The sequence below is a fragment of the Asanoa sp. WMMD1127 genome (genome assembly GCF_029626225.1).
Lineage (GTDB): Bacteria > Actinomycetota > Actinomycetes > Mycobacteriales > Micromonosporaceae > Asanoa.
Genome location: NZ_JARUBP010000001.1, coordinates 6315387 through 6334847 on the forward strand (window position 1 = coordinate 6315387; position 19461 = coordinate 6334847).

The 19461-nt window shown below is 72.9% G+C and carries 24 protein-coding genes and 1 riboswitch; of the genes, 4 read left to right on the plus strand and 20 right to left on the minus strand.

Annotation, left to right across the window (positions count from 1 at the left end; genetic code table 11):
• Window positions 1–196: 196 nt before the first annotated feature.
• The gene (gcvP, locus tag O7635_RS30195; RefSeq protein WP_278083886.1) at window positions 197–3052 is read right to left on the minus strand and encodes an aminomethyl-transferring glycine dehydrogenase; all 2856 of its coding nucleotides are present in this window, start codon (window positions 3050–3052) and stop codon (window positions 197–199) included.
• An 85-nt stretch (window positions 3053–3137) separates the two neighbouring features.
• Window positions 3138–3236: riboswitch (glycine riboswitch) on the minus strand.
• Between the two features lie 64 nt (window positions 3237–3300).
• Between gcvP and mgrA the strand changes: the two genes are divergently transcribed.
• From mgrA to O7635_RS30210, 3 genes are read left to right on the plus strand one after another with little or no spacing between them, the layout of a single operon-like run.
• Entirely contained in the window at window positions 3301–4299 is a 999-nt protein-coding gene (mgrA, locus tag O7635_RS30200; protein WP_278083887.1) for an L-glyceraldehyde 3-phosphate reductase, read from the plus strand.
• A gap of 31 nt (window positions 4300–4330) precedes the next feature.
• The gene (locus O7635_RS30205; RefSeq protein ID WP_347405310.1) at window positions 4331–5005 is read left to right on the plus strand and encodes an ElyC/SanA/YdcF family protein; all 675 of its coding nucleotides are present in this window, start codon (window positions 4331–4333) and stop codon (window positions 5003–5005) included.
• Between the two features lie 24 nt (window positions 5006–5029).
• Entirely contained in the window at window positions 5030–6073 is a 1044-nt protein-coding gene (locus tag O7635_RS30210) for a hypothetical protein (protein WP_278083888.1), read from the plus strand.
• Here the strand turns inward: O7635_RS30210 and O7635_RS30215 are convergent.
• The 17 genes from O7635_RS30215 to O7635_RS30295 form a co-directional block, all read right to left on the minus strand.
• Complete coding sequence (locus O7635_RS30215) at window positions 6070–6684, minus strand: dihydrofolate reductase family protein (protein ID WP_278083889.1); 615 nt, start codon at window positions 6682–6684, stop codon at window positions 6070–6072. The genes O7635_RS30210 and O7635_RS30215 overlap by 4 nt on opposite strands.
• Window positions 6681–7148, minus strand: a complete 468-nt coding sequence (locus O7635_RS30220) for an SRPBCC domain-containing protein (RefSeq protein ID WP_278083890.1) — start codon at window positions 7146–7148, stop codon at window positions 6681–6683. The genes O7635_RS30215 and O7635_RS30220 overlap by 4 nt, the downstream gene beginning before the upstream one ends.
• Window positions 7145–7477: a helix-turn-helix transcriptional regulator gene (locus O7635_RS30225; RefSeq protein WP_278083891.1), complete on the minus strand. Its 333-nt coding sequence runs from the start codon at window positions 7475–7477 to the stop codon at window positions 7145–7147. Before O7635_RS30225 ends, O7635_RS30220 begins: the two co-directional genes overlap by 4 nt.
• A gap of 53 nt (window positions 7478–7530) precedes the next feature.
• Window positions 7531–8121, minus strand: coding sequence for a MerR family transcriptional regulator (locus O7635_RS30230; RefSeq protein ID WP_278083892.1), 591 nt, complete (start codon window positions 8119–8121; stop codon window positions 7531–7533).
• A 204-nt stretch (window positions 8122–8325) separates the two neighbouring features.
• Window positions 8326–8793 carry a bifunctional nuclease family protein gene (locus O7635_RS30235; RefSeq protein WP_278083893.1) on the minus strand — a complete coding sequence of 156 codons (468 nt, stop codon included), beginning with the start codon at window positions 8791–8793 and terminating at the stop codon, window positions 8326–8328.
• 175 nt (window positions 8794–8968) lie between these two features.
• Window positions 8969–9646 (minus strand): MerR family transcriptional regulator, encoded by a 678-nt coding sequence (locus O7635_RS30240; RefSeq protein WP_278085606.1) that lies wholly within the window; start codon window positions 9644–9646, stop codon window positions 8969–8971.
• Window positions 9647–9718: 72 nt separating this feature from the next.
• Complete coding sequence (locus O7635_RS30245; RefSeq protein ID WP_089243529.1) at window positions 9719–10171, minus strand: FHA domain-containing protein; 453 nt, start codon at window positions 10169–10171, stop codon at window positions 9719–9721.
• A gap of 172 nt (window positions 10172–10343) precedes the next feature.
• Window positions 10344–10721 carry a glycine cleavage system protein GcvH gene (gene gcvH / locus O7635_RS30250; protein ID WP_278083894.1) on the minus strand — a complete coding sequence of 126 codons (378 nt, stop codon included), beginning with the start codon at window positions 10719–10721 and terminating at the stop codon, window positions 10344–10346.
• A gap of 17 nt (window positions 10722–10738) precedes the next feature.
• On the minus strand, window positions 10739–11650 hold the full coding sequence (locus O7635_RS30255; protein ID WP_278085607.1) for a DUF881 domain-containing protein: 912 nt from the start codon (window positions 11648–11650) through the stop codon (window positions 10739–10741).
• Between the two features lie 276 nt (window positions 11651–11926).
• Window positions 11927–12259 (minus strand): small basic family protein, encoded by a 333-nt coding sequence (locus O7635_RS30260; RefSeq protein WP_278083895.1) that lies wholly within the window; start codon window positions 12257–12259, stop codon window positions 11927–11929.
• Window positions 12260–13126, minus strand: coding sequence for a DUF881 domain-containing protein (locus tag O7635_RS30265; protein WP_278085608.1), 867 nt, complete (start codon window positions 13124–13126; stop codon window positions 12260–12262). It lies immediately after the preceding gene.
• Window positions 13127–13164: 38 nt separating this feature from the next.
• A complete protein-coding gene (locus O7635_RS30270) occupies window positions 13165–13779 on the minus strand; it encodes a CDP-alcohol phosphatidyltransferase family protein (RefSeq protein ID WP_278083896.1) in 615 nt (204 codons plus the stop codon).
• Window positions 13780–13947: 168 nt separating this feature from the next.
• Window positions 13948–14724: an alpha/beta hydrolase gene (locus O7635_RS30275; protein WP_278083897.1), complete on the minus strand. Its 777-nt coding sequence runs from the start codon at window positions 14722–14724 to the stop codon at window positions 13948–13950.
• Window positions 14725–14922: 198 nt separating this feature from the next.
• The gene (locus O7635_RS30280; RefSeq protein WP_278083898.1) at window positions 14923–15255 is read right to left on the minus strand and encodes a type II toxin-antitoxin system PemK/MazF family toxin; all 333 of its coding nucleotides are present in this window, start codon (window positions 15253–15255) and stop codon (window positions 14923–14925) included.
• A gap of 25 nt (window positions 15256–15280) precedes the next feature.
• On the minus strand, window positions 15281–15562 hold the full coding sequence (locus tag O7635_RS30285) for a DUF6510 family protein (protein WP_278083899.1): 282 nt from the start codon (window positions 15560–15562) through the stop codon (window positions 15281–15283).
• 10 nt (window positions 15563–15572) lie between these two features.
• A complete protein-coding gene (locus O7635_RS30290) occupies window positions 15573–16340 on the minus strand; it encodes a ferredoxin reductase (protein WP_278083900.1) in 768 nt (255 codons plus the stop codon).
• Complete coding sequence (locus O7635_RS30295) at window positions 16310–16909, minus strand: sulfite oxidase-like oxidoreductase (RefSeq protein ID WP_278083901.1); 600 nt, start codon at window positions 16907–16909, stop codon at window positions 16310–16312. The genes O7635_RS30290 and O7635_RS30295 overlap by 31 nt, the downstream gene beginning before the upstream one ends.
• A gap of 169 nt (window positions 16910–17078) precedes the next feature.
• Here O7635_RS30295 and O7635_RS30300 point away from each other — a divergent pair, with 169 nt between their 5' ends.
• Entirely contained in the window at window positions 17079–17648 is a 570-nt protein-coding gene (locus O7635_RS30300) for a sugar O-acetyltransferase (RefSeq protein ID WP_278083902.1), read from the plus strand.
• Here the strand turns inward: O7635_RS30300 and O7635_RS30305 are convergent.
• Complete coding sequence (locus O7635_RS30305; protein WP_278083903.1) at window positions 17632–18858, minus strand: MFS transporter; 1227 nt, start codon at window positions 18856–18858, stop codon at window positions 17632–17634. The genes O7635_RS30300 and O7635_RS30305 overlap by 17 nt on opposite strands.
• A complete protein-coding gene (locus tag O7635_RS30310) occupies window positions 18858–19424 on the minus strand; it encodes a TetR family transcriptional regulator (RefSeq protein WP_278083904.1) in 567 nt (188 codons plus the stop codon). Before O7635_RS30310 ends, O7635_RS30305 begins: the two co-directional genes overlap by 1 nt.
• Window positions 19425–19461 lie beyond the last annotated feature (37 nt).

Consider the following 19461-nt stretch of genomic DNA (forward strand, 5'->3'; position numbering starts at 1 on the left):
CGACCTCACACAGGCGACGCACTGCCAACCGGACCACACCCATGGCCAGACCGGGCGGCAGCTCGACCTCACACGGGCGACGCACTGCCAACCGGACCACACCCATGGCCGGACCGGGCGGCAGCTCGACCTCACACAGGCGACACACTGCCAACCGGGCCACGCCCGTGGCCGGGCCGGTCGGCTGCTCGACCGGCTACTCGAAGGCCTCCGGAGGCGGGCATGCGCAGACCAGGTTGCGGTCGCCGAAGGCGCCGTCGATGCGGCGGACCGGGGCCCAGTACTTGCCCACCCGCGACACGCCGAAGGGATAGGCCGCCACGGAGCGTGGGTAGGCGTGGGTCCACTCGTCGTCCGAGACCATGGCCGCCGTGTGGGGGGCGTTGCGGAGCGGGTTGTCGTCGCGCGGCCACGTGCCCGCGGCCACCTGGGCGATCTCCTCGCGGATCGCGATCATGGCGTCGCAGAAGCGGTCCAGCTCCGCCAGGTCCTCGCTCTCCGTCGGCTCGACCATGAGGGTGCCGGCCACCGGAAACGACATCGTCGGCGCGTGGAAGCCGTAGTCGATCAGGCGCTTGGCCACGTCGTCGACCGAGACGCCCGTGGCCTTCGTGAGCGGGCGCAGGTCGAGGATGCACTCGTGGGCGACCAGGCCCTTGTTGCCGCTGTAGAGCACCGGGTAGTGCTCCCGCAGCCGCACCGCCACGTAGTTGGCCGCGAGCACCGCCGCGCCGGTCGCGCGGGTGAGGCCCTCGGCGCCCATCATCCGCAGGTACGCCCACGGGATCGGCAGGATGCCCGCCGAGCCGTGGCGGGCCGCCGAGACCGCCGCGCCGCCCGCGGTGCCGCCGGCGCGGGCCGAGTGCGAGGTCCGCGACGCGGTCGCGCCCAGCGGGTCGCCGGGCAGGAACGGCGCCAGGTGGCCGCGTACGCCGATCGGGCCGACGCCCGGGCCGCCGCCGCCGTGCGGGATGCAGAACGTCTTGTGCAGGTTGAGGTGGGACACGTCGGCGCCGAAGCGGCCCGGCTTCGCGAAGCCGACCAGCGCGTTGAGGTTGGCGCCGTCGACGTAGACCTGGCCACCGGCGTCGTGCACCTTGGCGCACAGCGACGCGATGCCGGTCTCGTAGACCCCGTGGGTCGACGGGTAGGTGACCATGATGGCCGCGAGCCGCGACGCGTGGGCGGCGATCTTGGCGTCCAGGTCGACGAGGTCGATGTTCCCGTCGTCGTCGCAGGCCACCACGACGACGCGCATGCCCGCCATGACCGCCGACGCGGCGTTGGTGCCGTGGGCCGACGACGGGATCAGGCACACGTCGCGCTCGTGGTCGCCGCGCGAGCGGTGGTAGCCGCGGATCGCCAGCAGGCCGGCCAGCTCACCCTGCGAACCCGCGTTGGGCTGCACCGACACCGCGTCGTAGCCGGTCACCTCGGCCAGCCACGACTCGAGCGAGGTGATCAGCGAGCGGTAGCCCTCGGTCTGCGCGGCCGGCGCGTGCGGGTGGATGTCGGCGAACTCCGGCCAGCTGATCGGCTCCATCTCCGTGGTCGCGTTGAGCTTCATCGTGCAGGAGCCCAGCGGGATCATGCCGCGGTCCAGCGCGTAGTCCAGGTCGGACAGCCGCCGCAGGTAGCGCAGCATCGCCGTCTCGGACCGGTGTGCGTGGAAGACCGGGTGGGTCAGGAACTCGGTGGTACGCGAGAGCGCGGCCGGCAGGGCCGACGACACATCGCCCGTGTACGCGGGCACGCCGAACGCCGACCACACGATCGCCAGGTGCGCCGGCGTCGTGGTCTCGTCGCACGCGATGCCGACCCGGTCCGCGTCGACCTGCCGCAGGTTGACCCCCCGGGCCGCCGCCGCCGCGACCACGGCCGCCGCCCGCCCGGGCACCGACGCGGTCACCGTGTCGAAGAACGCGTCCGACTCGACCGTCACGCCGCCGGCCCGCAGGCCGGCCGCCAACCGGGCAGCCGAGGCGTGCGTACGCCGGGCGATCTCTCGCAGCCCGTCGGGCCCGTGGTAGACCGCGTACATGCTGGCGAGCACGGCGAGCAGCACCTGCGCCGTGCAGATGTTGCTGGTCGCCTTCTCCCGCCGGATGTGCTGCTCGCGGGTCTGCAGCGCCAGCCGGTAGGCCGGCGCCCCGTCGGCGTCGCGGGACACCCCGACCAGCCGGCCCGGCAGCATCCGCTCGAGCCCGGCGCGCACCGCGAGGTAGCCGGCGTGCGGGCCGCCGAAGCCCATCGGCACACCGAAGCGCTGCGTGGTGCCGGCCGCGATATCGACCCCGATCTCCCCCGGCGCCCGCAGCAGCGTCAGCGCCAGCAGGTCGGCCGCCACAGACACCAGCGCGCCCACCTCGTGCGCGGCGGCGACCAGCGCCTCGTCGTCGCGGACCGCGCCCGAGGCGCCCGGGTACTGCAGGTGGAGCCCGAAGAACTCCGCGGGCAGGGCGGACGGGCCCGCCGACAGGTCGACGACGGAGACCGTGATGCCCAGCGGCTCGGCCCGCCCCTCGATCACGGCGAGCGTCTGCGGCAGGGTGTCCGCGTCGACGACGTACACCGGGGACTTGCTCTTCGACGACCGCCGCGCCAGCGTCATCGCCTCGGCGACCGCCGTGCCCTCGTCGAGCATCGACGCGTTTGCGGTGGCCAGCCCGGTCAGGTCGGAGACCATCGTCTGGAAGTTGAGCAGCGCCTCGAGGCGGCCCTGGCTGATCTCGGGCTGGTACGGCGTGTAGGCCGTGTACCAGGCGGGGCTCTCCAGCACGTTGCGGCGGATCACGGCCGGCGTGTGGGTGCCGTAGTAGCCGAGGCCGATCATCGAGACGTTGACCGTGTTGCGGTCGGCCAGGCCGCGCAGCTCGGCGATCACCTCGGCCTCGGAGGCGGCCGGCGGCAGGACGAGCGTGCCGTGCCAGCGGATCACCTCGGGGATGGCGGCGTCCATGAGCTCGTCGACGGTGCCGTAGCCGACCGTGTCGAGCATCCGGCGTTCGCTGTCGCGGTCAGGCCCGATGTGGCGGTCTGCGAACTGGGTCATCGGCGGAACTCCTGGAGGGCGAGGAATCGAGGTCGACGAGCAACCTCCCCCTCTGTCGTACCCGCGAAGGGCCCTCCAGAGTCGCCATGTCCGCGTGGTCCTTTTGCCTGAGAGGTTCCGGGGAGGATTTGCCCCTTCGGCGCCGCCCGGCCGCAGGCCCGGCGAGCTCTCCCACGCGAATGTGTTCGGCTCAGTCAAACGGTAGCAGTGTTGATGTTCCCGAGGGGCATTCGCCTACGCTGACGCGCGTGACCTACCTCGCCGCCGATGACCGTTACGACTCGATGACCTACCGCCGGGCCGGCCGCAGCGGGGTCCGGCTCCCCGCCGTCTCCCTGGGCCTCTGGCACAACTTCGGCCACGGCCGCCCCTTCGACACCCAGGCCGACATCTGCCGCCGGGCGTTCGACCTGGGCGTCACGCACTTCGACCTGGCCAACAACTACGGGCCCCCGCCCGGCTCGGCCGAGGAGAACTTCGGCCGGATCATGGCGCGCGACCTGAAGCCGTACCGCGACGAAATGATCATTTCCACCAAGGCCGGCTATCTGATGTGGCCGGGGCCCTATGGCGAGTGGGGTTCCCGCAAATATCTGATCTCGTCGCTGGACCAGTCGCTCAAGCGGATGGGTCTCGACTACGTCGACGTGTTCTACCACCACCGGCCCGACCCGGACACGCCGCTGGAAGAGTCGATGGGCGCGCTCGACCACGCGGTCCGCTCGGGGCGTGCGCTCTACGTCGCGATCTCCAACTACAGCTCGGCGCAGACCGCCGAGGCGGTCCGGATCCTGCGCGACCTGGGTACGCCGCTGCTGCTGCACCAACCCTCCTACTCGATGCTGAACCGGTGGATCGAGCGGGACAACCTGCTCGACACGCTGGAGGAGGCGGGGGCGGGGTGCATCGCCTACAGCCCGTTGCAGCAGGGCCTGCTGACCGACCGCTACCTCGACGGCGTGCCGGCCGACTCGCGGGTGGCCACCGGCGGGTTCCTCAAGGAGAGCGCCCTCGACGAGCAGACGATGCGGGTCGTCCGCGAGCTCAACGAGATCGCCCGGGAGCGCGGCCAGACGCTGGCCCAGCTGGCGTTGGCCTGGGCGCTGCGCGACGAGCGGATGACCAGCCTGATCATCGGCGCCAGCAGCGTCGCCCAGCTCGAGGACAACGTCGGCGCGCTGGCCGACCTGAAGTTGTCGCCGCAGGAGCTCGACGCGATCGACGGGGCGCTGACCGACCCGGCCTGACCGGGTGGCGTCCGTGATCCACAATCAGGGCGTGAAGCCCCGCCGCCGTCGCTGGTTACGGGCGCTGCTGATCACCGCCGTCGTGCTGGTGGTCGCGGCGCCCGCCGCCGTGGTCGGCACGGGCCTGTGGCTGCGCCACACCGCCCGGGGCCACGTCTACGCGCTGGACGAGGTGCCGGCCGCGCCGGTCGTGCTGGTGCTGGGCGCCCAGGTCTACCCCGACGGCACCCCGTCGCCGTTCCTGGCGGCCCGGCTCGATTTGGCCCGGCAGCTCTACGACGCCGGCACCGTGCGGGCGGTGCTGGTCTCCGGCGACCACCGGCAGTGGCACTACGACGAGCCGGGGGCGATGAGCCGGTGGCTGGTCGAACGGGGCGTGCCCGAGCGCAAGGTCGTGCAGGACCACGCCGGCTTCGACACCTACGACTCCTGCGTACGGGCGAAGAAGATCTTCGGCGTCGACCGGCTCGTCGTGGTGACGCAGGAGTTCCACATCGACCGGGCCGTGGCGCTGTGCCGGGACGCCGGCATCGACGCGGTCGGGGTCGGCGACGAGACGGTGAAGCGGTTCGGGCGGGCCTGGAACTACGGGGCGTTCCGCGAGCAGCTGGCCGGGGTCAAGGCGGCGTGGGACGTGGTGACCGGGCGCGACCCGGTCTTCCTCGGCCCGCGCGAGACCGGCGTGCAGGACGCTCTCGCCAACTGATCGCGACCCTGGCACGATGCCCGGGTGCGTGCTCGTACCGTGGCGGTTGTCGCCCTCGTCGCGTTGTTGGCCGGCTGTGGCGGCGACGAGCCGGCGCCGGCCGGCACCGCGCCCGTCCCGACGACCGCGGCCGCGACGCCCGCCGAAGGCACCGACGCCCTGGGCCGCGGCCCCGCCAAGCCAAGCCCGACGCCGACGCGGGCCGGCTGCACCGGACAGTTCCCGGCCGACAACGTCTGGCGGGCCGACGTGTCGAAGCTGCCCGTGCACCCGCGCTCGGCCGCCATGGTCGCCAGCATCGGCGGCGGCGCGGCCATGCACCCCGACTTCGGCTCGGGCACCTGGGAGGGCGCGCCGATCGGCATCCCGGTGACGACCGTCCCGGCCGGGCAGAAGAAGGTCACCGTCACCTTCGAGTACGCGGCCGAGAGCGACCGCGGCCCGTACCCGATCCCGGCCAACGCGAAGATCGAGGGCGGCCCGCAGGCGGACGGCGACCGGCACGTGATCGTCTACGACAAGGCGGCGTGCAAGGTCTACGAGCTGTTCGCGGCCTACCCGCAGGGCGGCGGCTGGCGGGCCGGCTCGGGCGCGGTGTTCGACCTGCGGTCCAACAAGCTGCGCCCGGCCGGCTGGACGTCCGCCGACGCGTCCGGGCTGTCGATCTTCGCCGGGCTGGTCCGCTACGACGAGGTGGCCGCCGGGCGGATCGGGCACGCGATCCGGATCACGGTGCCGAAGACCCGCACCGGCTACACGTGGCCCGCCACGCACTCCGCGTCGTCCGCGACCGACACCGCCCTCCCCCAGCTCGGCCAGCGGCTGCGGCTCAAGGCGTCGGTGAAGACGTCGGCGATGCCGAAGCAGGCGCGGATCGTGGCGGAGGCGATGCAGCGGTACGGCGTCATCGTGGCCGACCACGGCTCGCCCTGGTTCATCTCCGGCGCGCCCGACGACCGCTGGGACAACGACGCCCTGCGCGCCCTGAAGACGTTGACCGGCAACGACTTCGAGGTGGTCGACGCCGGCGGTCTGGTGACCGGCAGGACGTCGGGCGCGGTGCGCTAGACCGCCGAGGCGCCCTGGTAGTCGGCGACCGGCGCGTCGCCCGTGGGCTCGTACTCGAGGAGCAGCATGCCGGCCGGGGTCGCCTCGTGGCTGACCAGGCGCAGGCCGACCGCGCGGCCCGGGTGCTCGAGCAGCCGCCGGCCGGCGCCGACCACCGTCGGGGCGACGACGAGCCGGACGGCGTCGACGAGGCCCGCGGAGAGCAGCGCGTTGCCGAGCCGGGCACTGCCGTGGATCTGCAGCTCCCGCCCCGGCCGGGCGCGCCGCGCGGCGACGTCGTCGAAGCGCAGCAGCGTCGCGGGCTGCCACGGCGCCTCCGTGAGCGTCGCGGTGACCACGTGCTTCGGCAGGGCGTTCATCCGTTCCGTGAACGGGTCGTCGGGGTCGGTGATGTGCGGCCAGGCGGCGGCGAACTCCTCGTAGGTGCGGCGGCCGAGCAGCAGGCCGTCGGCCAGCGACAGCCAGTGCGACGCGGCCTCGATGAACCGGCCGTCGGCGTGCGGGGTCAACCAGCCGCCGCGGGTGAAGCCCTCGCTGCGGTCCTCGTCGGCCGAGCCGGGGCCCTGGCTGACGCCGTCCAGCGAGACGAACTCGGTGATCGTGACCCTCATGCCGCCTCCACCTCGCCGGCGAGCTGCGCGGTGACCGTGCCCCAGCCGTCTGCGAAGCCGAGCTTCTCGTGCCGGGCCCGGGCGGTCGGGTCGCCGTGCCGCACCAGGATCCGGTAGTCGGTGCCGTCGGGGTGGTCGTGCAGGGTGATCTCGGCGGTCATGGCGATGCCGCCGGCGTCGGCGGGGCGCCAGGTGCTGTCGATGGCCGTGGTGAAGACGATCCGGGTCTGCTCGTCGGCGGCGAGGAACGCCGCGTCCAGGTGCGGGACGAACAGCTCGCCGTCCTCGCTGAGCCGGGTGACGAACGCGCCGCCCGGGCGCACCTCGAGGCGCTCGACGCGGCAGCGGGCCGGCGCGGGCACCCACCAGCGGGCCAGCCGGGCGGGGTCGGTCCAGGCGCGCCAGACGGCGGCGCGGGGGGCCCTGATCACCCGGTCGAGGGCGAGGTCGAGGTCGGGGTTCATGGTTGGTCCTCCTCGGTGAGCAGACGCTCCAGCCGGTCGGTGCGGTCCTCCCAGAGGCGCCGCTGCTCGGCGAGCCAGTCGTCGACGAGCGCGAGCCGCTCCCGGTTGAGCACGCAGGTGCGTACCCGCCCGGATTTGACGGTGCTGATCAGGCCGCTGGACTCGAGCGTGTGCACGTGCTTCATGAACGACGGCAGCGTCATCGGGAACTCGCGGGCCAGGTCGCCCACGCTGGTCGGGCCGCGACCGAGGCGCCGGACGACGCCCCGTCGGGTCGGGTCGGCCAGGGCGACGAACACGCCGTCGAGATCGGCCGAATACTGTGCCATGAGGCTAAGTATTGCGGCCGATGATAGTTAGCGCAAGGGCTAAGTGTTTCCGGTCAGCCAGCCCGGCGGCGGGCGCGGCGGGCGGCGAGCTCGTCGCCGGCGGGGGCCTCGTCGGCCGGCTCCTCGGCGGCCGGCTCGGCCGGCTCCGCGGGCAGGTGCGACAGCGAGCCCTGGATCTCCTTGAAGGCGCCGCCGATCGCGATGCCGAACACGCCCTGGCCGCCCTGGAGCAGGTCGACGACCTCCTCCGGTGACCGGCACTCGTAAACCGTGGTGCCGTCGGAGATCAGCGTGATCCCGGCCAGGTCGTCGACGCCGCGGGAGCGCAGCGTCTCGATGGCCTTGCGGATGTTCTGCAGCGAGACGCCGGCGTCGAGGAGGCGCTTGACCACCTTGAGCACGACCAGGTCGCGGAACGAGTAGAGGCGCTGCGTGCCGGAGCCGGACGCGTCGCGCACGCTGGGCACCACCAGCGCCGTGCGGGCCCAGTAGTCGAGCTGGCGGTAGCTGATGCCGACCGCGTGGCAGGCGGTGACGCCGCGATATCCGACGGTGTCGTCGTCGGTGGGCGCCGGCGCCGCGGCGTCGGTCGGGCCCGCGGGGTCGGGTCTGCCCGCAGGATCAGGATCACGTGGGTCGGGCATGTGGCTACCTCCCCGCCAGCGGGGTGCCGCGCCGTGCCGGGACGCGCACCCGTCAACAGCGCCAACCCTATAGCTCACATCGAGGCTCCGGGCGCAGGCTTTGCCCCGACACGCCGCGAACGCAGGACGGTTCCCCGCTTACGGGTTGGTCTCTTGCCACGGCCCTTGCCGCAACGGACATCCCGGCGGCCCCGCGACGCGGGGTCAGCCCGCGAAGTCCTCCGGCCGGACCTGCTCCAGGAACTCCCGGAACTTCTCGACCTCGTCCTCCTGCTCGTCAGGAATGACGATGCCGGCCTCGGAGAGCACCTGCTCGGCGCAGCGGATCGGGGCGCCGACGCGCAACGCCAGCGCGATCGAGTCGCTCGGGCGGGCGGAGACCCGCAGGTTGTTGTCGCCGATCAACAGGTCCGCGTAGAAGACGTTTTCCTTGAGCTCGACGATCTCCACGGCGTTGAGCGGCTGCTTCAGGGCGGCCAGCACGTCGCGGAGCAGATCATGGGTCAGCGGCCGGGCCGGCTTCACGCCCTGCTGCTCGTAGGCGATCGCCGTCGCCTCCACCGCGCCGATCCAGATCGGCAGGTAGCGGTCGCCCTCGACCTCTCGGAGCAGCACAATCGGCTGGTTGCTGGGCAACTCGACCCGAACCCCGACCACGCTCAGCTCACGCACTGCGCCTCCGTGTCGTTGTCGTCGTTCCCAGTGCCGTCGCCGGCCCCTTCCTTTGCACGGTACACGCGCGGGCGGAGTGCGTCCCGCACGCGCGGTCGGTGCCGAGGGGGAACCAGGTTCGAGCCTACGTGATCTGGGTGACCGGGCCGCAACCCGGCGGGGCCGCCGTGCGGGCTCAGCGGCCCAGGGTGTCCCGCAGGCCCGCCCGCACCAGCGCCGCGCGCAGCTGCTGGGCCAGCCCCGTCAGCTCCTGCGCGGCCGCCGCGGCGCGCGCCCGGGCCGCCGGGTCCTTCTGCCGGGCCAGCGGGCCGACCAGCTGCGCGAAGAGGCCGACGTCACGGTCGGCGGCCGCCTTGTAGCCGCGCAGGTGCCGCACCTCGATCCCGTACGAGGCGAGGCCCGCGACCGCCGCGGCGATGACGAGGGCGTCGGCGTCGTACCAGCCGGGCGTGCGCTGGGTCACCATGCCCAGCTCCTCGAGCTCGGCGAGCGCGCCCGGGTCGATGGCGGTGCGCTCGACCAGCTCCGCCCGGCGCACGAGCGCGTCGGTGGGCGCCGCGGCCGGCTCGCCGCTGTCGGGCACCGCAACCAGCACCGGACGGCGCGGGGCGACGTCGTCGCCGGTGTCCCGCGCCTCCAGCTCCGCCCGGATCACCCGCAGGGGCAGGTAGCGGTCCCGTTGCGCGGACAGCACGAAGCGCAGCCGGTCCAGGTCGCGCCAGCTGTACTTGCGGTAGCCGGCCGGCGTGCGCTCCGGCTCGACCAGCCCCTCCGCCTCGAGGAAACGCAGCTTGGAGATGGTGGTGTCGGGAAACTCCGGGCGCAGCTCCGCCAGGACCTCACCGATGCTCATGCGCGGCACCTCGCGCGGGTCGGCGCCGGCCGCCGCGCCCGGGGCACGTTCGGTCACGCGTCGCCTCCCGAGTCAGCCGCGCGCGGACTCCTCATCCGGGCGGGGGCCCGCGATGAACACCAGGCGGAACTTGCCGATCTGGACCTCGTCGCCGTTGCTCAGCGTCGCCGCCTCGACCCGCTCGCGGTTGACGTAGGTGCCGTTGAGGCTGCCCACGTCGCGCACCGTGAAGGTGCCGCCGTCGCGGTGGAACTCCGCGTGGCGCCGGGAGACCGTCACGTCGTCGAGGAAGATGTCACTGTCGGGGTGCCGGCCGCTCGTGGTCACGTCGTGGTCCAACAGGAACCGCGCGCCCGCGTTGGGCCCCCGCCGGACGACCAGCAAGGCCATCCCGGGCGGCAGCGAACCCGACATGCGGCCGGGCACGACGTCGGCGTCGGGGCCCTCCAGCACTTCGTCGAGCGAGCCCAGGTTGAGCGTCGACGTGACGTCGAGTGGGGGAAACTCGTCGTCGGGGCGCGTCATCGGTCCACCTCACGGATCTTTCGGCAGCGGCGCCGGACACCCCGGCCCCTAGTGGGCAGCAGCTTTGGAACAAGTCAAAAACAACCTCGCGAGCCTAGCCAGCCCTGAAATCCAGGGTCAACCAGACGCGCGGGCACATCTTGGGCCGCGCTCGGGCTGGTCAGCCCCGCGGTCAGCTCTCCGTCAGCTCGCGGTAGGCGTCGGCGGTCAGCAGGCCGTCGAGCGCCGCCGGGTCGCCGGGTTCGATCTCCACCAGCCAGCCCTCGCCGTACGGGTCCGAGTTGATCGTCTCGGGCTCGTCGACGAGCTTGTCGTTGCGCGCCACGACCGTACCGGTGATCGGTGCGTAGATCTCCGAAACGCTCTTGGTCGACTCGACCTCGCCGAACGAGTCGCCGGCGTTGACCTGCGCGCCCTGCTCGGGCAGCTGGACGTAGACGATGTCGCCCAGCGCGTCCTGGGCGAAATGGGTGATGCCCACCCGCACCGGGCCGTCGCCGCCGCGCACCCACTCGTGCTCGGCGGTGTATCGCAGGTCGTCAGGGATCACGGCACATCCTTCGTCATTCAGCTCACCGGCTTGGCGTGCTCGAGGTCGACGGGCGCGGCGGTCGCCGTGACGTCGACCGTGTCGCGTTCGTCGACGATCACGTTACCGCCGTCCGCTTTGATCGACGGCACCAGCCCGTCCGGAATGTTGAGCGCGGTCCGCATCGTCGGCGGATCGCCGATGACCGTGATCGTGTAGGGGCCGGTCAGGCGCTTGCCGGACACCTCGATCCCACCGTCGACGTCGACGAAGTAGGTGCTCGCCACGATCCGCACCAGCGTGCCGTCGACGCCGGCGATCTGCATCGCCTCCGCGTCCGCGCCCCGCAGCTCCTGCACCGCGTTGAGGATGTCGGACGCCGCGATCGGCTGCGGCCCCGCCACGAACCGGATCGTCAGGCCCGGCCCCGTCGCGGGCGCGGTCCCGGCCAGGATGGCGAGCTCGTCGGCCCGTCTGGTGGCCTCCTCCAACGCCGCGGCCCGGCCCTGGGCGCCCGACTGGAGCTGGCGCTGACTGTCCTGAAGGGACGCTATCTCGCGCTGGAGGCGGTCCTCCTGCGCCTGCAGGTCCGACTGGAGCCGCACCAGGTCGTCCTCGCGCATCGCGGCGAGGTCGGAGTCGACGGATCTCCCGCGCAGCTGGACGGCCAGGGTGAAGCCGAGCAGCGCCAGCAGCACGAGAATGATCACACCCGCGGCGCCCCGCTTCTTGCGGGTCGGCCGGCCGGCCGCCGCCGCCTCGTCCGTGGGTTCCGCTTTCCCGGCCGGCGGTTCCTCGTCTTTCTCCGTCGGATCCGCGACATGATCGTCCGGTGCCGGAAACGTGTCCCCGCTTGCGCCCTCGGTGAGCGGAGAGATGCGCACCGTCTCGCTCTCCGTCGGTCGCACCGGATCGCCGCCCGGGCGGCCCGTCAGCGGCGTGACGCGCATCGTGGTGGTGTCCGGGTCCGCGGTGACCGGGGTCAGGCGGACCGTCCGCTCATCGGCGTCGGGCTCGACTGCCTGGGCCGGCTCGACCATCCCGGCCGGCTCGACCACCCCGGCCGGCTCGACCGGCGGGGCGGGCTCGGCGGGCCGCGCCGGCGCCGGGCGGCCCGGGGTGGGCCGGCGGGCCGCCTTGGCGCCCTCCTGGCGCGGTGGCGTCTGGATCGGCTCCGTGCGGTCGTCCTCGCGCGGGTCGTCGGTCATGTGATCGCTCCTCCCGCGTCAGGCCCGGAACAGGTGGCGGCGGATGGCGGCCACGTTGCCGAAGATGCGCACCCCGAGCACGACGACGACGCCGGTGGACAGCTGGCCGCCCACGCCGAGCTGGTCGCCGAGATAGACGATCAGGGCGGCCACCAGCACGTTCGAGATGAACGAGATGACGAACTGCTGGTCGTCGAAGATGCCGTCGAGCTTGGCCCGGACGCCGCCGAAGACCGCGTCGAGGGCCGCGACCACCGCGATCGGCAGGTACGGCTCGAGCCAGCCGGGCACGGTCGGCCCGAAGACCAGGCCGAGGACGACACCCACGATCAGGGCGAGTACGGGGATCATCTAGCCGCCTCCGGACGGGCTCGAGGAGGTTGTGCCGGGCGTCGGTGTCGCGCTGGCTGTCGCGCTGGGTGGCGCCGGGCGGGTCGCGTAGTTGAGCTGCGGCTCGGTGGCCGCGGGCAGGTTGAGGTCGTCCGCGCGGCGCGTGTCGAAGCCGATGTGCTCGCCGTCGGCCACCTTGCGCATCAGCGCCGCCGCGGTCGTGTCGTGGAACTTGTCCTCGAGGTCGCGGTCGCCGATCGCCCGTATCTCGTAGGGGCTGGTGACCGGCCGGAAGTCCACCAGGATCGCCCCGCCGGCCTTGCGGATCGTCGACGTCGCGGTCAGCCGCTGGTCGTTGATCGCGATCGCCTCCGCGCCGGACGCCCACAGCGCGTTGACCACGAGCTGCAGGTCGCGGTCGAAGATCCGGCCGAGGTCGCTGGCGTCGCCACCCTTGTCCGCGGCCGCGGAGTCGGTCAGCCGCACCACGAGCCCGTCCCCGGTGACCCGGCGCAACCCGGTGGCGGCCTCCGTGGCGCGGCGCTGCGCGGCCTGGTCGGTGCCGAGGGCCGCGTCCCGCTCGCGCGCGACCTGGTCGCGCAGGGCGTCGGCCCGCGCGCGCAGGTTGTCGGTGGTCTCCTGGCGCGCCTTGATCTGGCTGACCAGGTCGGCCCGGGCCTGGCTGCGGCGCGGCTCGTCCTCGACGGTCTGCCGGTAGGCGACCGCGAACAGCACACCGATCAGCCCGGCGACCAGCACCGCCGTGGTCCGCCGGGCGGTCTGGCGCCACCCCGTCGGCGGGCCGTCCTTGGCGCGGCGGGCGGCCGCGTCCGCGTACCCCGGGTCGAGGGGGTTGCTGAACAGCTCCGACAGGAAGTCCGGGGACATCCAGCGGCGCGCCGGCGGTTTCTCCTCCTCGGGCCCGGTCACGCCGGCTCGCCCTCACGAGCGGCGGCGGCGGCCCGGCCGGCGCGGATCACGCGGGCGGCCTGGCCGACGTAGAGGAAGCCGGCGATCCAGTAGAGGACGATGCCCCACCAGGCCAGGCCCCAGCCGACCGCGGCGGCGCCGGTGGCGATCGGTGGCGCGGCGTGCACGAGCAGCAGCACCGGGAACGCGGCGAGCAGGATGAACGTGGCGGTCTTGCCCAGGTAGTGCACCTGCGGCGGCCCGAACCCGTTGCGGCGCAGCACCGCCAGGCAGATCACCATCATCAGCTCGCGGGCGACCAGGGCGGCGGTGAACTCCCAGGGCACGATCTCGCGGTAGGTGAAGGCCACCAGCACGGCCAGGATGTAGAGCCGGTCGGCGAGCGGGTCGAGCAGCTCACCGAGCCGGCTGACCTGGCCGAGCCGGCGGGCGACCCAGCCGTCGATCCAGTCGCTGCTGCCGCCCACCGTCAGCACGATCACGGCGGCGACGTCGTGCTTGGGGCCGATCATCAGCCAGAGGAAGACCGGGACGCCGGCGAGGCGCAGGAAGCTGATCAGGTTGGGCAGGGTGAGCACACGGTCGCGCGCGACGGTGGGCGTACGCGACACCGCTGCCTCCTCCACCGCGACGGGCCTCCCCTGGCACTGCTCGGCAGTGCCGCCCACCACCGGCGGCCGCGAACGGACGCGGACGGCGCGCGGGACCAACCCCCTGATCATTGGCCGTGCCACTATATCGGCCATGACATGACACGCCGAGCCCACCGGGGTTCGCGCTCAGCGGGTCAGCAACGCGGCGATCTCGGCGGTGATCAGTTCCGGTCGTTCGATCGGCAGCAGGTGGCCGGCGCCCGGGATCTCCACGAGGCGCGCGTCGCGGATGCCGGCGGCGAGGTCGCGGGCGATCAGCGGGTAGTCGTCGGCGTCGGCGTCACCGACCGCCACCAGCGTCTTCGCCCGCACCACGTGGAGCAGGGTCGATGGCCGGGCCGTGTCGTCGGGCAGCTCGAACGACCCTGTGACCGTCTGGTTGACCAGGCTCGTCCGCATCGCGCCGTCGATCTCGTCGGCGATCGCGGTCAGCTCGGGTGACCATTCGCGGTGCGGGCCGCGTACCCACATGTCCTTGTTGAGCGCCGTCGCGCCGTCGATGTCGCCGGCCTCGAGCAGGCTCTCCTCGGCGGCGCCGTAGTCGCGGACGGTCCGGCTCCAGTCCCAGCCCGAGACCGGCGCGGCGAGCAGGCCGAGGTGGGTGACCCGCTCGGGCCAGCGGGTGGCGAACTCGAGCGAGATGTAGCCGCCGAGCGAGTTGCCGACGACGGCGGCCCGCTCGAGGCCGAGACCGTCGAGCACGGCGGCGAGATCGTCGCGGTGACGGAAGCCGGCGGTCGGGGGCGGCGTCCGGCCGAACCCGCGCAGGTCGTAACGGATGACGGTGTGCTGCGGGACCAGCCCGGCGGCGACCCGGTCCCAGCTGTGATGATCGCTGACCCCGTTGTGCACGAGCACCACCGGAGGCCCGCTGCCTTCGACGGCAACGGCAATGTCCGACAAACGACACTCCTCTATCGAGCGACAAGATGGCGCGGCCAGTGAACCGCATCGCGCTCCCCCGCACGACCGGTTTTCGGCACACCCTCTATGGCGTCCTAGGATGTTGGTCGTGGGGCCGCGGGCCTGGCTCGACGCGGAGCGAGATTTGTCCGGCGGGAGCGACGGTCGTGCCCCCGGCGGGCCCGGGCAAACCGGTTTTTAAAGGTCGAAGAGCTCGCGCAGGCTCGCGGAGATCTTGGCCATGCTCGCGCCCGTGAGGAGGCCGAGGCGTTCGGCGCCGATGGCGGCCGGGAGGCGGCGCATGCGGTTGAGGACGACCACGCCGGAGATCGGGTCGGTCTCGGCCAGGGCGATCGCGAACGGCGGCAGGTCGTCGGCGGCGCCGCGCTGGCGGACGACGGGCGCGCAGAAGGGCGCGGCGGATGGGCGGTCGTTGTGGGCTTCCGAGGAGAGGACGACGACGCGGTAGCGCAGATCGGCGCGTTGCCCGATCGTCCACACCTCGCCCTGTTTCAACCCGCGCTCACCCACCAATCACCGCCGATCGTACGGCCCTTCACGCCTGATCGGTGGGCGCCGCCAGCGGTATTTCGAGCGCGACCACGCCCCGGAGGTCGAGCCAGGCCCGGTCGGGGCCGCGGACCAGCCGCATGTTCACTTCCTGACAGTTCGGGCATCGGGCCACGGTGCCGGCGGCGTGGTCGTAGACGTGCATCTGGGCGACCATGCCGCGGTCGCCGCAGTGGGCGCAGGTGCCCTTCGCCATCGACATGTCGACCGCGAAGATGTCCATGAGCGGGCCGGCGAGGGAGTTGCCGTCGGTGTAGAGGTCGGTCATCGCGTTGCTCCTAGGATCCGGTCGGCCCGAAACGCTCGGTCTTGACCTTCCGCGGGTCGTGGCCCTGTGCGACCAGGATGTCGGCCACCGCCTCGACGAAGCCGGTCGGCCCGCAGACGAAACAGGCCGGCATGAGGTCCGGCGGCCAGCCGTGCGTCGCCACGGTGGCGAGCTTCACCCGGCCCACCTCGCCGGGCCATTCGGGCGGCGCTTCGCGGGTGTACGCGTACGCGATGTCGAGTCCCATGTCGTCGCGGATCCGCGTGCGCAGCTCGTTGGCGTAGAGCACCTCGGCCGGGGTCCGCACCGAGTAGATCAGCCGGAACGGCACGCGGCTCTTCGCGTCGGCCCGCGCCCGGACCATCGCCATGAGCGGGACGAGGCCGGAGCCGCCGCCGATCAGGATGACCGGGTCGGTGTCGGTGTCGCGCCACACGAACCAGCCGCCGATCGGGCCGCGGATCTCGATCGGGTCGCCGACGCGCATGCCCTCCAGCAGATACGGGGAGACCTCCCCGTCGTGCACGCGCTGGATCGTCAGCTCAACCCGGTCGCCCTGCGCCGGATTCGCGATCGAGTAGCTGCGCTCGGTCGAGTAGCCGTCGGCCGCGGTCAGCTTGATGTCGACGTGCTGCCCCGGCAGGTGGCCGGGCCAGTCGGGCACGTCGAACACCAGCGTCGCCGCCGTGTCGGTCTCCGGCCGCCGCTCCGTCAACGTGGCGACCCGCCACGTGAGGCGGCCGCCGGTCAGTCGCCTTGGTACCGCTGCTCGCGCCATGGGTCTCCGTAGTCGTGGTAGCCGGCCGTTTCCCAGAAGCCCGGTTCGTCGGCCAGCATCAGCTCGAGGCCGCGCACCCACTTGGCGGACTTCCAGAAATACAGATGGGGTACGAGCAGCCGCGCGGGACCACCGTGCTCCGGTGGGAGCGGCTCGCCGTCGTACTGGTAGGCGATCCAGGCCTGGCCGTTGAGCAGGTCCTCGAGCGGCAGGTTCGTGGTGTAGCCGCCGTAGGAGTGCGCCATCACGTAGTCGGCCGCGGTCTCGACGTCGCCGAGGAACGTCTCGACCGGCACGCCCTTCCACTGGGTGCCGAGCTTGGACCACTTGGTCACGCAGTGGATGTCGGTGGTGACGTCGTCGGCCGGCAGCGCCATGAGGTCCTGCCAGGACCACTGTTTCTGCAGGCCACCCTCGGTGCTGACGGTGAACTGCCACCGGTCGAGGTCGATCCGCGGCGTGGGGCCGGCGGAGAGGACGGGAAAGTCGTGGGTGAGGTACTGGCCGGGCGGCAGCTTGGCGTCTCCCGACCCCCGCCGCCCGAAGAACCCCGGTGAGACGATGCCCATCTCCACAGTCTTACCAGTCCCACCCGCCCACCGGTGCGATCCACGACGGAGCGGTCCGGTAATCGGCCCGAGTCACCGTTTGCCGGGTTCGCGGCCTAGCGAGCGCCGTCGTCGCTCAGGTGCCGGTCGGGCAGGTCGGGATGGTGACCGTGGACGTAGCGTCCTGCGCATGAGCGAGCGCGCGAAGAGCATGCGGGAGCGGATGCTGGCCGGCGAGCTGTACATCGCGGACGATCCCGAGCTCGCCCGGGACTCGGCGCGGGCGCAGCGGCTGACGCACCGGATCAACACGACCGATCCGACCGACCACGCGCGGATCCGGGAGCTGTTCACCGAGCTGCTGGGCGGGTACGGGGTCGGCAGCGAGATCCGGCCGCCGTTCCGCTGTGACTACGGCTACCAGACGGTGGTCGGGGCCCGTACGTTCGCGAACTGGGGGTTGGTCTCCCTCGACGTGGCGACCGTGACGATCGGCGACGACGTGCAGATCGGGCCCAACGTGCAGCTGCTGACCGCCACCCACCCGATCGAGGCCGGCCCGCGCCGCGACAAGTGGGAGGCCGCCGAGCCCATCGTCGTCGGCGACAACGTCTGGCTCGGCGGCGGCGTCATCGTCTGCCCAGGCGTCACCATCGGGCCGAACACCGTGGTCGGCGCCGGGTCGGTGGTGACCCGCGACCTGCCGGCCGACGTGGTCGCGGTCGGCTCGCCGGCCCGGGTGGTCAGGCGGCTGGGGTGAGGCTGTCGTCGCGGTCGGCGACCGGCGCGGCGGGCGCCAACGGCCGCACGCTGGAGCTGATCAGCGCGGCCACCCCCAGCAGCACCGCGACGACGGCCAGGGCGCGCAGCACGCTGCTGTGGTCGCCGAGGAAGCCGATCGTGGGCGGGCCGGCGAGGAAGGCGCAGTAGCCGATCGACGCGATCACGCTGACCCGGGCGGCCGCCCGGCGCGGGTCGTCGCCGCCGGCGCTCATCCCGACCGGGAAGCCGAGCGAGACGCCCACACCCCAGAGCAGGGTGCCGGCGAACGCGTACGCCGGGGCCGGCCCGAAGACGAACAGCGCGACGCCGGCGACGGCGACGACCGACAGGGCACGCACGACCGGTACGCGGCCGTAGCGGTCGAGCAGCCCCGGGCCGAACCAGCGGCCGACCGTCATGGCGGTGAGGAACGCGGCGAAGGCCAGCGTGCCGAGGGCGGCCGGCACGTGGTGGCCGTCGATCGCGGCGACGGTGATCCAGTCGTTGCCGACGCCCTCGGCGAACGCGAACGCGAGCACGAAGACGCCGACCAGCAGCGTGCGCGGCTCGCGCCAGGCCGTCAGCGCGCCGCCGCGGGGCGCCTCGCCGGCCGCCGTCGTCCGGTCGTCCTCGTCGGTCAGGAACCGCCGGGCGTAGAGCGGGACGAACGCCGCGACCAGCGCCGCCACCGCCGCGAGGTGGGCCGCGACCGGCACGTCCAGCGCGACCATGGCCGCGCCGACCAGCGCGCCGGCGACGGTCCCGAGGCTGAAGCCAGCGTGGAAGCGGGCCATGACGGACTTCCCGAGCCGGTGTTCGACGACCGTGCCCTGCACGTTCATGGCGACGTCCCAGGCGCCGTTGCCGAAGCCCAGCAGGAACAGCCCGACGACGACCGGCACGACCCCGACCAGCGAGCCGACCGCCGCCGTGGTGAGGCCGACGGCGAGCACGATCGCCATCACCATGACGGTGCGGGCCGAGCCGATCCGGGTCACCAGCGGGCCCGAGAGCGGCAGCGCGAGCAGCGAGCCGGCGGCGATGGCCAGCAGCACCAGGCCGAGCGCGGCCGGGTCGAGCGCGAGCTGGTCGCGGACCTGCGGGATCCGCGCCGCCCAGCTGGCGAACGCGAAACCCGACCCGATGAACGCGGCATAGGTGGCGGCGGTCGCGGCACGGACCGCGACCGGGGTGGTGGACGGCGTCATCAGGGCCTTTCGGGGGTGTGCACGGCGCGGGCGACCGCGGCGCGGGTGACCTCGCGGGGAAACGGGGTGGTCGACAGCATGCGGTGCATCAGCAGGCCCTCGACCAGGGCGTCGAGGCCACGGGCGGTGTCGGGGTCGACGAAGCGCTCCAGCACGGTGCGGCTGGTGCGCATCCACTCCTCGGTCACGGCGCGCAGGGCCGGGTCGCGCAGGGCGGCCAGGTAGAGCTCGTAGCTGACCGCCCACTCCCCCTGGTCGGCGCCCGCGTTGCCGTGGACCATGTCGGTCACCGCGTCGACGAGGTCGTCGAGGTCGCGTACGCCGTCGAAGTGGGCCGCGTAGGCGCCCGACAGCCGCTGGGCCAGCCGGGTGAAAGCCTGCGCGAGCAGCTGGTCGAGGCCGGTGAAGTGGTAGGTCAGCGAGCCCAGCGGCACGTCGGCCGCGGCGGCGATCAGGCGGTGGGTCGTGCCCCCGACGCCGTGCTCGGCGATGACCTCGATGGCGGCGTCGAGGATGCGCTCGCGCCGCCCCGGGTCGTAGCGCCGGGGGCGCGCCTGGGTCCGCATGCGTACGAACGTACACATGGATTGTGCCGGTGTGCCA

What these genes read in the sequence shown, in the direction of transcription:
- gcvP (WP_278083886.1), bottom strand. Translation starts at nt 3,052, where the DNA reads ATGACCCAGTTCGCAGACCGCCACATCGGGCCTGACCGCGACAGCGAA.
- O7635_RS30215 (WP_278083889.1), bottom strand. Translation starts at nt 6,684, where the DNA reads ATGAGGGTCACGATCACCGAGTTCGTCTCGCTGGACGGCGTCAGCCAG.
- O7635_RS30220 (WP_278083890.1), bottom strand. Translation starts at nt 7,148, where the DNA reads ATGAACCCCGACCTCGACCTCGCCCTCGACCGGGTGATCAGGGCCCCC.
- O7635_RS30225 (WP_278083891.1), bottom strand. Translation starts at nt 7,477, where the DNA reads ATGGCACAGTATTCGGCCGATCTCGACGGCGTGTTCGTCGCCCTGGCC.
- O7635_RS30230 (WP_278083892.1), bottom strand. Translation starts at nt 8,121, where the DNA reads ATGCCCGACCCACGTGATCCTGATCCTGCGGGCAGACCCGACCCCGCG.
- O7635_RS30240 (WP_278085606.1), bottom strand. Translation starts at nt 9,646, where the DNA reads ATGAGCATCGGTGAGGTCCTGGCGGAGCTGCGCCCGGAGTTTCCCGAC.
- O7635_RS30245 (WP_089243529.1), bottom strand. Translation starts at nt 10,171, where the DNA reads ATGACGCGCCCCGACGACGAGTTTCCCCCACTCGACGTCACGTCGACG.
- O7635_RS30255 (WP_278085607.1), bottom strand. Translation starts at nt 11,650, where the DNA reads ATGCGCGTCACGCCGCTGACGGGCCGCCCGGGCGGCGATCCGGTGCGA.
- O7635_RS30260 (WP_278083895.1), bottom strand. Translation starts at nt 12,259, where the DNA reads ATGATCCCCGTACTCGCCCTGATCGTGGGTGTCGTCCTCGGCCTGGTC.
- O7635_RS30265 (WP_278085608.1), bottom strand. Translation starts at nt 13,126, where the DNA reads ATGTCCCCGGACTTCCTGTCGGAGCTGTTCAGCAACCCCCTCGACCCG.
- O7635_RS30285 (WP_278083899.1), bottom strand. Translation starts at nt 15,562, where the DNA reads ATGACCGACCTCTACACCGACGGCAACTCCCTCGCCGGCCCGCTCATG.
- O7635_RS30290 (WP_278083900.1), bottom strand. Translation starts at nt 16,340, where the DNA reads ATGGCGCGAGCAGCGGTACCAAGGCGACTGACCGGCGGCCGCCTCACG.
- O7635_RS30295 (WP_278083901.1), bottom strand. Translation starts at nt 16,909, where the DNA reads ATGGGCATCGTCTCACCGGGGTTCTTCGGGCGGCGGGGGTCGGGAGAC.
- O7635_RS30300 (WP_278083902.1), top strand. Translation starts at nt 17,079, where the DNA reads ATGAGCGAGCGCGCGAAGAGCATGCGGGAGCGGATGCTGGCCGGCGAG.
- O7635_RS30305 (WP_278083903.1), bottom strand. Translation starts at nt 18,858, where the DNA reads ATGACGCCGTCCACCACCCCGGTCGCGGTCCGTGCCGCGACCGCCGCC.
- O7635_RS30310 (WP_278083904.1), bottom strand. Translation starts at nt 19,424, where the DNA reads ATGCGGACCCAGGCGCGCCCCCGGCGCTACGACCCGGGGCGGCGCGAG.